We start from the raw sequence: 12715 nt of genomic DNA, 5'->3' as shown, positions 1-12715 counted from the left end.
CATAGCGTTTTCGCTAGCTGTCACTCTCTATCTGAAGCTATTCGGGTTATTTGAAGAGGAGTGGGGATTCATGGATTGGATTCAACAGTTAGTAAATGGGATATCGTTAGGAAGTATTTATGCACTGATTGCTTTAGGCTATACAATGGTTTATGGAATTATCAAATTGATCAACTTTGCCCATGGTGAAGTATTTATGATTGGGGCGTTTGTTGGTTTTTACGCGATTGCTGGTTGGGGGTTAGGATTCTTTCCTGCCTTAATTATTGCAATGGCTGTCTGTGCAGGGATGGGTATGTTAATTGAGCGAGTAGCATATCGAAGGTTGAGAGGTTCTACGCGAATTGCTGCCCTCATTACAGCGATAGGGATTTCTTTATTTATACAGTACTTATTTATTTACTTTAGAGGTGCACAACCAGAAGCTTATCCTGAAGTCATTAGCAATCAAACCTTTAATATTTTGGGTGCACAAATCAGTAGTCAATCACTTATGATTTTAGGCACTTCGATTGTGCTAATGATTGTTCTACAATTTATTGTTCATAAAACCAAAATCGGTAAAGCAATGCGGGCTGTGTCACATGATATGGATGCTGCAAGGTTGATGGGGATTAATGTAAACACAACCATTTCCGCCACATTTGCTATTGGCTCTTCCTTGGCCGGGGCAGCAGGTGTTTTCTTTGGTGTGTATTATACAAAAATAGAACCGTTAATGGGCGTGATTCCAGGATTAAAGGCTTTTGTTGCAGCTGTACTAGGTGGCATCGGTATTATTCCTGGAGCGATGGTTGGTGGCCTTGTGTTAGGCGTAGTTGAAACGGTTGTTAGTGGCCTTGGTTACTCTTTATGGAGAGACGCGGCAGCATTTGTCATTCTCATTTTAATCCTTTTATTCAAGCCATCAGGTATCTTTGGTAAAAATGCAAGAGAGAAGGTGTAAAAAGGATGAATACGAAGAAGATCAAAGGTTTCTGGTTGTTTGTTATTCTCTCCATTATTGTTTATTTTGCAGTTCAGATGGCTGCAAATACTGGAATGATTAATAATTATCATGTGAATACACTTGTTTATATTTGTATTAATATTATTTTGGCCGTCAGTTTACATTTAGTTATTGGTATTACAGGACAATTTTCAATCGGACATGCTGGTTTTTTAGCTGTTGGGGCTTACATTTCAGCAATTGTAACGATGAAACTTTCACTTCCATTTCCTATTGCACTTATTATTGGTGGGATTGTTGCCGCTTTAACTGGCTTAATTGTTGGGATACCTTCTTTAAGGTTACGTGGTGATTATTTAGCGATTGCAACATTAGGATTTGCAGAGATTATCCGCATCATTTTCTTAAATATTGATGCAGTAGGTGGAGCAGCAGGTATGCAGGTCACAAAGATGACAACTTGGACTTCGGCCTTCATCTGCTTATTTATTACCGTATTAGTGATTGTGAATTTTACAAATTCAAGGCATGGTCGCGCATGTATATCGATTAGAGAAAATGAAATTGCTGCCGATGCGATGGGTATTAATACGACCTACTATAAAGTAGCGGCATTTGCCATTGGTTCTTTTTTCGCAGGAATCGCAGGGGGGTTATATGCTCATAATTTTTATATTATTCAACCCGTTCAATTTGGTTTTTTGAAATCATTTGATATCCTCATTTTCGTCGTATTAGGGGGATTAGGCAGTCTATCTGGGGCGGTTATCTCGGCTATTTTGTTAACGATTGTCTCCACATTTTTACAAAGTTATCCTGAAACACGAATGATTATCTATAGTGCCGTGCTTATTCTAGTTATGCTTTACCGTCCGCAAGGTTTATTGGGGACAAAGGAAATTACGGACCTCTTTAAACGTAAAAGCGTGAAAGGAGGAAGCTAAAATGGAGAATCAACCATTATTAAAAGTCAATCAAGCTGGTATTTCTTTTGGCGGTTTAAAAGCTGTTTCAGGATTCGATTTGGAAATTCACCAAGGGGAACTGATCGGTTTAATTGGTCCAAACGGAGCAGGGAAAACGACCAGCTTCAACCTATTAACTGGTGTCTACGTGCCGACTGAAGGAGATATTTTCTTAGAAGGTGTACGTTTAAACGGACTCCCTCCCTATCAAGTGACAAGGAAAGGTATCAGTCGGACGTTTCAAAATATTCGTTTATTCAATGACCTTTCTGTGTTAGATAATGTAAAAGTAGCGAATCATTCGCGTGCGAAACATTCGATGTTAAGCTCGATTCTCCGGTTGCCTTCCCATTTTAACGGAGAAAAAGAAATGGAAGACAAATCAATAGAACTATTACGTATTTTTCAGCTTGAACATGTTAAGGATGAATTGGCTAAAAACTTGCCATATGGACAACAAAGGCGATTAGAAATCGCAAGAGCATTAGCAGCTGGACCAAAGCTTTTGCTGTTGGATGAGCCGGCTGCCGGTATGAACCCACAAGAAACACATGACCTTATGGAGCTCATTCGCTTTATTAGAGAGAAGTTTGATTTAACAATACTCTTAATTGAGCACGATATGAATTTAGTTATGGGGATATGTGAAAGAATTTATGTGCTTGACCATGGGCAATTAATTGCCGAAGGGTTGCCAGAAGAAATTAGAAGCAACCCAAAAGTAATCGAGGCTTATCTCGGAGAGGAGGTTTCTTCGGATGCTCAAGGTTGATGGAATAGATGTTTACTATGGGAATATTCATGCATTAAAGGGCGTCTCGTTAGAGGTATTAGAAGGAGAGATTGTCACTTTAATTGGTGCAAACGGAGCAGGGAAAAGCACGCTATTAAAAACGTTATCAGGATTATTAAAGCCGAAGCAAGGCGTGATTCAATATGAGAATCAATCGATTGTTGGTAAACAAGCACAAACGATTGTAAAGGCTGGGATATCGCATGTACCAGAGGGAAGACGCGTGTTCTCGAATATGACTGTAGAAGAAAATTTAGAACTAGGCGCTTTTGTAAGAAAAGATAAAGAAGTACAAAAAGATATTCAGAAAGTATATGAACTTTTCCCGCGATTATTCGAAAGGAAAGGACAGCTTTCCGGAACTTTATCAGGCGGAGAACAACAAATGTTAGCGATGGGCAGAGCCATTATGGCTAGACCTAAGTTGCTTTTGTTAGATGAACCATCCATGGGCCTTGCCCCAATTATGGTTAAGACCATCTTCAGTATTATAGAAGAAATTAATGAAACAAATGGAACAACGATTTTACTTGTTGAACAAAATGCGCATATGGCCCTCTCTATTGCGAAAAGAGGGTATGTCCTTGAAACTGGAAAAGTGGTGCTCACCGGATCAGCAAAAGATTTACAAGAAAGTGATGAAATCCGTATGGCTTATTTGGGCGGATAAAAAGAACCCGTCAACAAAATATTGGGTAATGGATCATTGCTCAAGCGAAATTCAAAAAACGAGGAGTTAGATGCCGCTTCTAACAAGAAGGCGCCATCTCTTCCTCGTTTACTTTGCTCTTTCTTGTCTTTCCCAAAGATTTAAATGAGGATATGGGTCGTACGACCATTCAGTATAGCCATTATCCTTATACATACCATAATGGAGGTGTGGAGGGAATTTTCCCGAAGTCCCTTTTGGTCCATAGCCAGAACTACCGACACCACCAATGACTTTTCCAGGTTCAACAATTTGACCAACTTTTAAATCATCAGAAAATCCACTTAGGTGAGCGTAATAGTGATAGTTATTGTTGATATCGCGAATACCAATTCGCCAACCACCATATTTATTCCAGCCTTTCATTTCGACAATACCATAACTGGTAGCTCTAACTGGTAAGCCGTAATCAGCAAAAATATCTGTTCCTTCATGGATTCTTCTACCACCCCAACCTCTTGCACTTCCCCATGTACTTCGATAGCTATAATGAGTACCAATTGGGACAGGAAAAACATGTTCATCTAAATTAAGTCTCCCATAGTTTTGATAAAGCTTTGCTTTTCCCATAATAATTCTGACCGATTTATCACGTTTATAATAGTTCCAAATACCAATTTTAATGTTCTCATAATCCGTACCATAACGAAGTAGAAAGTTAGCAAATGCGTACAATACATCGTCATCACTATCTAAACTTGCTTTTCCGTTACCATCACCATCAAAGCCAATACCATTAAAAAACTCTATCGTCTTTGGGTCTTCGTCATTTATGTTTGGGTTTGTGAAACCAACCCATTCCTCCGGTTTAAAGTAAATGCCAGTAATCCCTTCAGCTTTAGGTAAGTCTCTTCTTGATTGTCTTACATTTCTTTCATATTGATCGATGGCAGCAAGATAATACCAAGGAATGGTCGTGACTGTTTCAATTCTTTCATAAAGCGCCATTCTTTTTGCGTAAATATCATCTATTTCGGAGGCTACTGCCGTTTCTGGTTGCATTAAGGATAAGACCGTTGTTAAGGTGATAAGTAATGTGAAAACTCGCACCAATAAACCTCCCTTCTCTTCTAATTACTGTTATAGTTTGTGATAAAATAGAAAAACGATAAATATAAAATATTGGAAGGTTTTTGATGAACGAGGTTGTTCTATCTACTTCCATGTGTTAAAGTTGCTTCTGTAAGACTCTCTAGATAAAAATGATGATAAAAAAAGCGTCTTTTTGAAATTCTGGGATGGAGTGAAGAAGAATGACGACTAAGAAAGATGAACATTTACGTAAGCCGGATTGGTTAAAAATAAAGTTAAACACTAATAAAAACTACACCGGATTAAAGAAAATGATGAGAGAAAAGAATCTTCATACTGTATGCGAAGAGGCAAAATGCCCAAATATTCATGAATGTTGGGCGGTAAGAAGGACAGCAACATTTATGATCTTAGGTTCTGTTTGTACAAGAGCCTGTCGTTTTTGTGCGGTCAAAACAGGGCTACCAACTGAGCTAGATTGGGAAGAACCGGAACGCGTAGCTGATTCAGTTGCTTTAATGAATTTAAAACATGCAGTTATTACAGTGGTTGCGCGAGATGATTTAAAAGATGGTGGATCAGCTATTTTAGCGGAAACGATTCGTGCCATTAGAAGAAAAAGTCCATTTACAACTGTAGAGGTTTTACCTTCTGATATGGGCGGGGTATATGATAATCTTAAAACAGTAATGGATGCAAAACCAGATATCTTAAACCATAATATTGAAACAGTAGAAAGACTGACGCCAAGAGTAAGAGCGCGTGCTACATATAAACGATCACTTGAATTTTTACAACGTTCTAAAGAAATGCAACCTGAAATTCCAACCAAATCAAGTTTAATGGTTGGGTTAGGGGAAACAAAAGAAGAAATCATTCAAACGATGGATGATTTGCGAGCACATGACGTAGATATTATGACGATTGGTCAATATCTACAACCATCTAAAAAACATATAAAAGTTGTAAAATATTATCACCCAGATGAGTTTAATGAATTAAGGGAAATTGCAATGTCCAAAGGGTTTAGCCATTGTGAAGCAGGTCCAATGGTTCGTTCTTCCTATCATGCAGATGAACAAGTAAATGCAGCAGCTAAGCAAAGACAACAAATGGGTGAAGTAGACGCGAAAGAAGCGTAAACACAAGAAAGGGGATTAGCTAAAGGAGCTAATCCTCTTTTGATATTTCACAGCGTTACTTATTTGACATCTTTTCAGACTTGTTAATATCGGCTTTTTTCATTTGACTCGTTAATTGATCAATACCATAATGTGTGTGCTCACTATCTGCATCCATCGTAGAATAACTTTCTATTTCTTTGCGGAGATTGGTATTGTCAGTGGTATAAATATCAAACCATCCGGGAACAACTGATTCTGCCATTTTTTGTACTTGTGTAGCAGTTGATTCACGATTATCTGAATCCGTATTGTAAACAATTAACACTTCATTGTCAGTCACTAATGTAGATACATCATCCACATTAGGAAGTTCAGTACAATATTTTCCGATAATATCAGCCACTTTTTCACGATTAATGGCAGCATAATGTTCATTGGATACCTTTTCTCCATAAATAGGACTTTTTTGATGACGAACGTATCCGAAATCTTCACTATTTTGCTGACTAGTATTGTAAATATCTGTTCGCTGATCATTCACATTAACCGTATTGCCACTTTCGGGATAAATATCTCCTTTAGCGGAATGATCGGCTGCTTGACATCCAGTGAGAGCAACCATACTGGATATCCCGATGAACATTATCATTTTTTTCATCAGAAACACCCCCTTAACAATATCTTTTCCGATTCTTTCGTTTTTTTCCTTAGTAATTGATGGTGAATCAGTTATAATTTAAAATAGGACTATTGTACATAAACGTTAACTTTCTTTATAATTTAATTAGTGAGCCAATGAAAAAGAGGTGAGATCAATTGGTTTGTATACAAAACGCTTGTTATGAAGTAATTGAAGATATTAGAGACGGATTTAATGAAGAAGCTTTTCGGGGTCGATATAGTGAAATATTAAATCGTTATGATTATATTGTAGGTGACTGGGGATACGGCCAACTAAGACTAAGAGGTTTTTTTGACGATCAGAATCAAAAAGCGACGTATGATACGAAAATTAGCACTTTGACAGAGTATTTATACGAATATTGTAATTTTGGTTGTCCTTATTTCGTTGTAAAAAGAGTGAAGCAATAGAAAAAGCTGAACGAATTATTCGTCCAGCTTTTTTTCTGTTAAAATTACTCATCTGAAGCTTCTGAATGGGGATCGTGTGCTCCAGGCATTTCTCTAGGAATGTCAGCATGAAGTTCCCGATTTTCATAAACAAATGCACTAGATTGGTGTTGACCTTCTTCCCACTCTGAACTTTTATTCTCAACAGGTGTATGCTTCCCTCTTGGTGCACCATACGGGCCCTCAGGTAAATCTTCCACTGCGAGGTTTTCCTTTTGTGATTCAACATTGTCAAAATCCGAGTAATTCTTTTTTTGATCCATTGATATCACTCCTAATAATATGAGAAAAAATGAGAGCCTTGCTACGCTCCCATTTATACTATTTGCAGGAGCAATCAATATTATCCAATCGGTTAAATGACCTCATATAAAAAGGCTCTTAACTCTTCTGCATCTTCGCTCTCCAATTGAAAAGCATGTTCTAAATAACCCTCTTCTTCAAGGTCATCGGTACCAATAATAGCAAAACGACTTCCTTGAATATCAAGAACAAGTTGTTTTCCATAATACCGATCTGAACGAACAAGCGCTAAATCAAAGCGTTGATTTTCACCCATAAAACTAACAAAGCGTGTTTTTGTATCTTCTAAATCATCATATAAAAAGAATCTTTCGGTCATTTAACGTATAGACCCCTTTCTAACTATCCATGCTACATTTATCATAACAAAATCTTAGCAGACAGGAAATTGATTTTATACTCACATAAGGGAGAACTTTCTTCATTGTTATGAATGAGATACAATAGATAGGAAGTATGGGATGAGAAAGGTGAGGGACATGTATTTTGTTGATCGAGAAAAAATTGAGGAAATCCTCGTTTATTTGGAAAAACAACTATCACTATTAGGGAAACATACAGCACTTCATTCGGATATAGAGAAACTTGCGCTTGAAAGACTGAGCCATATGGTTATTGAGGCGGTCTTAGATGTAGGTAATGCAATGATTGATGGCTTTATTATGAGAGACCCAGGTAGTTATGAAGATATTATTGATATTCTGGAAGATGAAAAAGTCATTGACCATGAAATGGCTATCAGCTATAAAAAGGTTATTGCTTACCGTAAGCCATTAGTGCAAAGTTATACAGGCATTCAACATGATGAATTAAACAAGAGCTTCCAATTAGAATTAGCTCAATTAAAAAAATTCCCTACAGCTGTTAGAGACTATTTAATGAAAGAACTTGGTCCTGTATCAGCTTTTAGAAATTAGGGGGAAAGTAAATGACAAAATATAAAGGTTATTTAATTGATTTAGATGGGACGATGTACAAAGGAAAACAATTAATTCATGAAGCCGTTTCCTTTATTCAAGGGTTAAAAGAAAGAGGCATTCCCTACCTTTTTGTCACAAACAATTCATCTAGAACACCGAAACAAGTTGCTGAAAAACTTCAAAATTTTGGCATTGAGGCGACTGAAGATAAAGTATTTACAACTAGTATGGCAACGGCGAATTATATTTTTCAAAGAAGTCCCGAAGCGTCTATATTTGTGATCGGAGAAGAAGGGATTAGACAGGCATTAGAAGAAAAGGGCTTTCACTTTGCAGGTGAGCACGCCGATTATGTTGTTTCAGGAATCGATCGTGACATCAACTACGAGAAACTTGCAACGGCTTGTTTGGCTGTAAGAAATGGAGCTACCTTTATCTCTACAAACGGTGATATAGCCATTCCAACTGAAAGAGGACTTTTACCTGGAAATGGCTCATTAACCTCAGTCATTAGTGTATCGACGCAAACTATTCCAACTTTTATTGGCAAGCCAGAAGCGATTATTATGGAGCAAGCGTTAAAAGTATTAGGCACAGATAAAGCTCATACATTGATGGTTGGAGATAACTATGATACAGATATCAAGGCAGGAATGAATGCTGGTTTAGACACATTATTGGTTCATACAGGCGTAACAACGAAGGAACTTTTAAAAGGCTACGACAAGCAACCAACCTTTGTTGTGGATACACTAAATCAGTGGGAATACTTATAAGAAATGAAGAACAGCAGTACGAAAGATGTACTTGCTGTTTTTTATATTGTTGGAATAGATGTTGATGCAGAAGACGATTATAGACAGTCATGCGAGTGAACATGAACGCTTTTTATAACAACAAATTTATCTAAAACTCTGCAGTAATATAAAGGCGAGTAAAATAAAAATAGCAGGCTCACTATAAAGTGATGTCCTACTATTTTTCTTCTATCTATTCCACATGATGCGCACGGTGGGCAAGGCGACTAGAAGCCGCAGCAGCAATGGCACCAACAATATCATCTAAAAAAGTATGGCATCTTTCAGAGTTTTTATCATTTAATGGACCTAAGATACCGGGTTTTAATTTATCTACATAACCAAAATTGGTCATTCCGATTGAACCATACACATTTACAATTGATAGCGCTAAAACTTCGTCAACACCATATAACCCTTCATCTGTTTCAATAATGGATTGCAGTGGTTCCATTAATTTCTTTTCTTCTGCAAGCATATCTAATTGAATACCGGTGAGAATGGCGTTTTGCACTTCACGTTTGGATAATACTCTTTCTACATTGTCGATACATGTTTCTATTTTCAAGTTTTGATGATATTTCTCTTGAAGAAAATACACTAACTCAGCAATATCAACAATCTCTACTCCTCGTTCTTTGAGCCATTTTCTTGCTGTTTTCTCTGTTAAAGTAATTGCTTTTTCTTCACTCATGAGTTCACCTTTTTCTATAATTTTATTCGCTTTATGCTGCTCTTTACTAATATATGATAGTAATGATAGCTTGCGAACTTTCAAACCATCATATCCCCTAAAAATAAATCAACAAGTTTTAGCTATTTTTTCATATATTTGAATAAAATGCATCTATTTAGCTTGATTAAAAGGGGGGTATGACGAATGTTAAGACGTTTACTCAAGGAAAAATATAATATTCAGGCGGAAGAAGAGTTTCGGTTTGATCATTATAATGCTTGTAAATCACAAAATGAAGTGTATATATTAGTCCCTGCTAATCATTTAAAAGAAGAGGCGCTAACTGAACTGGATCAAATTGCAGAGCATTTAAGAATTAGTGGGGATAAGAATATTGCTGGATTTAAAAAAACAACAGAAGGAAAGCCTTATACTGAGTGGGAGGAAGCGAGATATGCAGTTTTAAGTAATCAACGTTTACAGCCAAGAAAAGAAGGACATTTCGGCAGGAAGTTGGCAAAATTCCACTTTCGAGGGAGAACGGTTAATTTTGCAGTGGAACAAACAAGTCGAATCGGTCAATGGAAAACACTATGGGAAACAAGACTCGATCAAATGGAAAAGGTATGGAATGATATGGTATTTCAATTTGATGGAGAAAGTGAATTTGACCGCCTATTTTTAGAATCATTTCCTTATTACATGGGAATGGCTGAAAATGCGATTCAATATATTGTTGATACGGAATTTGATGATGAACCGATGATGACTGATACTGGCACTGTCTGCCATGAGAGATTTTCTAATCGTACATGGGGAGAACAATATTATGTGAAAAACCCTTTTGATTGGGTATTTGACCATGCCACAAGAGATTTAGCCGAATGGACGAGAGAGAAGTACTTCAAAAATATAAAAACCTATCAACCAGATGTAAGAAAGTTTGTTGAAGAATATGAATCGATCAGTCCATTGTCAAGTTTTTCATGGCGTTTATATTATGCGAGAATGATGTTCCCACTTCATTATTTTGAATGCGTCGAAAGCTATTACGGTGCACAAACAGAACAAGAACGAAATATTCTGAAGGAAAAATTAGAAAAGTATTTGCACCAATCGCCAGAATATGAACAATTCATATCGCGTTTTTTTGAAATCGTAAACCATCAGGAAGTATCTAAACAATGGTATATTCCTATGCCTGAATGGTTGGAATCGAAATAAATAAATAAATTTATATATGTACCCTTCATCAGGCAAAAAAGTTGGAAAGTGTGGGGAAATCTGAAATAAGCACACCTTCATTCCCAATTAAGATGAGTCTTCACCTGAAGCTAAAGAGCAATCATTCTATAAGCACGAGCCTAGTTCAAGCTGGATCGTGCTTTCTTACCAAGCGAAATTACTTCCACCAAATGAAGAATTTGCCTATAATGAAAAGAAAATGGGAAGTGGTGAGAGAATGGGTAAGAAATTGTTTATTACAAGGAAACTTCCAAATGAGGTCATTGAGCCATTACAAGCAAAATACGATGTTGAGATGTGGGACAAGGAGGATGTAGTAATCCCTCGTCATGTGTTGCTCGAAAAGGTGAAAGATGCAGAAGGCTTAATGACAATGTTATCAGAAAAAGTAGATGAGGAATTATTTCAACATGCCCCGAAATTAAAGGTTGTGGCCAATATGGCAGTTGGTTATGACAACATAGATATACAAGCGGCAGAGCGCGCGAATGTAATAATCACTAATACACCTGATGTCCTGACAGAATCAACGGCTGATCTGACCTTTTCATTATTATTAGCTACGGCAAGGAGAATGATTGAAGCGGCAGAATATGTGAAAAATAATCAGTGGAAAAGCTGGAGTCCACTGCTATTAGCTGGACATGACGTCCATAGAAAAACCATTGGAATTGTTGGAATGGGGAGTATTGGTGAGGTGGTTGCTAAACGTGCAAAAGGATTTGATATGCATATCCTTTATTATAATCGTTCGAGGAAAAAGAGAGCGGAAGAAGAACTTCATGCTCAGTATGTTTCATTTGAAGAACTTGTCAGTCAATCTGATTTTATCGTCTGTTTAACGCCTTTAACAACTGAAACAAAAAATCTTTTTACAAAAGAAGTCTTTCAGCAAATGAAACCTTCAGCTATTTTTGTGAATGCCTCACGTGGACCAGTAGTCAATGAAGATGATCTCTACTCTGCCTTAGTAGAGGGTGAAATTGCCGGAGCTGGATTAGATGTGTTCTCAGAAGAACCAATCTCAGGAGAGCATCCTCTATTGCAATTAAAACAAGTAGTCGCATTACCTCATATTGGAAGTGCAACAACTGAAACAAGATATAAAATGATGGAATTATGCGTACAGAACATTGACCGAGTATTTTCAGATGGGACTCCACTTACACCAGTAAAATAATAAACCATCTTTGTAAATTAAACGAGTAGGTTAAAACCCGTGGGCGTTATAGCACACGGGTTTTTGACATTTCATTTATCTTTATGCTCCTAAAAAATAATCCACAAGTACATTTCTTTTTCATCATGGTGTTTTTTGAAATGTGAAAAAAAACCAATATATATGAAGAGAGTGTGTATAGATAGCAAACCTTTTAGTAATTGTTTAGAGTAACTAATGAAAATATGTGATTTTATGTTATTATTCGTTATGAATTCACTTTTACTAACATAAATATTTTTGAGGAGGGATTTCATGTTGCCAATTGAAAGAAGAGAAAAAATGATAGATTGGCTAGAGAAAGAAGGATCATTAAAAGTTTCGACAATTAGTAAGAGACTAGGCGTATCAGAAATGACAGTTTATCGAGATATAAAACCATTATTGAAACAGGATAAAATCATTAAAACATCTAACGGGATTGCACTCATTCCAAGAAATATAACGAAAGAGAACCAATGTACTTATTGTTTGAAACCATTGCAAGCAAGATTATCAGTGCAAATCATCAGAGAGAATGATGTGATTGAGCAAACATGTTGTCCTCATTGTGGATTATTACGTTATGAAGATATTAAGGAGGATGTGACACAAATTATTTGTAGAGACTTCTTAAAAGATACGACGATGAGCGCAAAAGCAGCATTGTATTTAATTAATGCTGACCTTGATTTAAATTGCTGCCACCCTCAAGTGATTTGTTTCAATTCTTATAAACATGCCAAACAATTCCAACAAGGGTTTGGCGGAGAAATCTTACCGTTTGAAGAAGCGATAAAAGAAATTGTGAAGCAAATGTCTGGTGGCTGTTGTCATTCGAACTAATTTTATGATTATAGAGTAGGAGCATAC

Annotated in this window: 16 protein-coding genes; 11 read left to right on the top strand and 5 right to left on the bottom strand. The window is 36.8% G+C overall.

Going from position 1 to position 12715, the window contains the following annotated elements:
- Positions 1–70 precede the first annotated feature (70 nt).
- Genes MKX83_RS19860 through MKX83_RS19845 form a run of 4 tightly spaced genes read left to right on the top strand, consistent with a single transcriptional unit; the run spans position 71 to position 3377 of the window.
- Positions 71–946 carry a branched-chain amino acid ABC transporter permease gene (locus MKX83_RS19860; protein ID WP_095372008.1) on the top strand — a complete coding sequence of 292 codons (876 nt, stop codon included), beginning with the start codon at positions 71–73 and terminating at the stop codon, positions 944–946.
- 5 nt (positions 947–951) lie between these two features.
- Complete coding sequence (locus MKX83_RS19855; RefSeq protein ID WP_095372009.1) at positions 952–1893, top strand: branched-chain amino acid ABC transporter permease; 942 nt, start codon at positions 952–954, stop codon at positions 1891–1893.
- A gap of 1 nt (position 1894) precedes the next feature.
- Complete coding sequence (locus MKX83_RS19850) at positions 1895–2686, top strand: ABC transporter ATP-binding protein (RefSeq protein ID WP_095372010.1); 792 nt, start codon at positions 1895–1897, stop codon at positions 2684–2686.
- Positions 2673–3377, top strand: coding sequence for an ABC transporter ATP-binding protein (locus tag MKX83_RS19845; RefSeq protein WP_095372011.1), 705 nt, complete (start codon positions 2673–2675; stop codon positions 3375–3377). Before MKX83_RS19850 ends, MKX83_RS19845 begins: the two co-directional genes overlap by 14 nt.
- Positions 3378–3485: 108 nt before the next feature.
- Here the strand turns inward: MKX83_RS19845 and MKX83_RS19840 are convergent, their stop codons facing one another.
- Positions 3486–4418, bottom strand: coding sequence for a M23 family metallopeptidase (locus tag MKX83_RS19840; RefSeq protein ID WP_341058651.1), 933 nt, complete (start codon positions 4416–4418; stop codon positions 3486–3488).
- A gap of 251 nt (positions 4419–4669) precedes the next feature.
- Here MKX83_RS19840 and lipA point away from each other — a divergent pair, with 251 nt between their 5' ends.
- Positions 4670–5590: a lipoyl synthase gene (gene lipA / locus MKX83_RS19835; RefSeq protein ID WP_095372012.1), complete on the top strand. Its 921-nt coding sequence runs from the start codon at positions 4670–4672 to the stop codon at positions 5588–5590.
- A 55-nt stretch (positions 5591–5645) separates the two neighbouring features.
- On the opposite strand, the gene MKX83_RS19830 is transcribed toward lipA, so the two are convergent.
- A complete protein-coding gene (locus MKX83_RS19830; RefSeq protein WP_095372013.1) occupies positions 5646–6230 on the bottom strand; it encodes a YhcN/YlaJ family sporulation lipoprotein in 585 nt (194 codons plus the stop codon).
- A 158-nt stretch (positions 6231–6388) separates the two neighbouring features.
- On the opposite strand from MKX83_RS19830, the gene MKX83_RS19825 reads away from it, so the two are divergent.
- Positions 6389–6664, top strand: coding sequence for a YutD family protein (locus MKX83_RS19825; protein ID WP_095372014.1), 276 nt, complete (start codon positions 6389–6391; stop codon positions 6662–6664).
- 44 nt (positions 6665–6708) lie between these two features.
- Here the strand turns inward: MKX83_RS19825 and MKX83_RS19820 are convergent, their stop codons facing one another.
- Both MKX83_RS19820 and MKX83_RS19815 read right to left on the bottom strand, forming a co-directional pair.
- Positions 6709–6966, bottom strand: a complete 258-nt coding sequence (locus MKX83_RS19820) for a hypothetical protein (RefSeq protein ID WP_251163570.1) — start codon at positions 6964–6966, stop codon at positions 6709–6711.
- Positions 6967–7058: 92 nt separating this feature from the next.
- Positions 7059–7325 (bottom strand): DUF3055 domain-containing protein, encoded by a 267-nt coding sequence (locus MKX83_RS19815; RefSeq protein WP_095372016.1) that lies wholly within the window; start codon positions 7323–7325, stop codon positions 7059–7061.
- Between the two features lie 160 nt (positions 7326–7485).
- On the opposite strand from MKX83_RS19815, the gene MKX83_RS19810 reads away from it, so the two are divergent.
- Both MKX83_RS19810 and MKX83_RS19805 read left to right on the top strand, forming a co-directional pair.
- The gene (locus MKX83_RS19810; RefSeq protein ID WP_095373609.1) at positions 7486–7923 is read left to right on the top strand and encodes a DUF86 domain-containing protein; all 438 of its coding nucleotides are present in this window, start codon (positions 7486–7488) and stop codon (positions 7921–7923) included.
- A gap of 11 nt (positions 7924–7934) precedes the next feature.
- The gene (locus tag MKX83_RS19805; RefSeq protein WP_095372017.1) at positions 7935–8702 is read left to right on the top strand and encodes a TIGR01457 family HAD-type hydrolase; all 768 of its coding nucleotides are present in this window, start codon (positions 7935–7937) and stop codon (positions 8700–8702) included.
- Positions 8703–8916: 214 nt separating this feature from the next.
- On the opposite strand, the gene MKX83_RS19800 is transcribed toward MKX83_RS19805, so the two are convergent.
- On the bottom strand, positions 8917–9417 hold the full coding sequence (locus MKX83_RS19800; protein WP_095373610.1) for a phosphatidylglycerophosphatase A family protein: 501 nt from the start codon (positions 9415–9417) through the stop codon (positions 8917–8919).
- A gap of 186 nt (positions 9418–9603) precedes the next feature.
- On the opposite strand from MKX83_RS19800, the gene yutH reads away from it, so the two are divergent.
- The 3 genes from yutH to MKX83_RS19785 all read left to right on the top strand — a co-directional run bounded on the left by yutH (position 9604) and on the right by MKX83_RS19785 (position 12688).
- The gene (gene yutH, locus MKX83_RS19795) at positions 9604–10623 is read left to right on the top strand and encodes a spore coat putative kinase YutH (RefSeq protein WP_341057375.1); all 1020 of its coding nucleotides are present in this window, start codon (positions 9604–9606) and stop codon (positions 10621–10623) included.
- A gap of 238 nt (positions 10624–10861) precedes the next feature.
- The gene (locus MKX83_RS19790) at positions 10862–11824 is read left to right on the top strand and encodes a 2-hydroxyacid dehydrogenase (RefSeq protein WP_095373611.1); all 963 of its coding nucleotides are present in this window, start codon (positions 10862–10864) and stop codon (positions 11822–11824) included.
- Between the two features lie 294 nt (positions 11825–12118).
- Positions 12119–12688 (top strand): DeoR family transcriptional regulator, encoded by a 570-nt coding sequence (locus MKX83_RS19785; RefSeq protein WP_095372019.1) that lies wholly within the window; start codon positions 12119–12121, stop codon positions 12686–12688.
- The last annotated feature ends 27 nt before the right edge of the window (positions 12689–12715 follow it).

The organism is Cytobacillus sp. FSL M8-0252, assembly GCF_038007345.1.
In the GTDB taxonomy this organism is placed as follows: Bacteria; Bacillota; Bacilli; order Bacillales; family Cytobacillaceae; genus Cytobacillus; species Cytobacillus kochii.
This window is presented reverse-complemented; position numbering and strand designations above follow the sequence as displayed.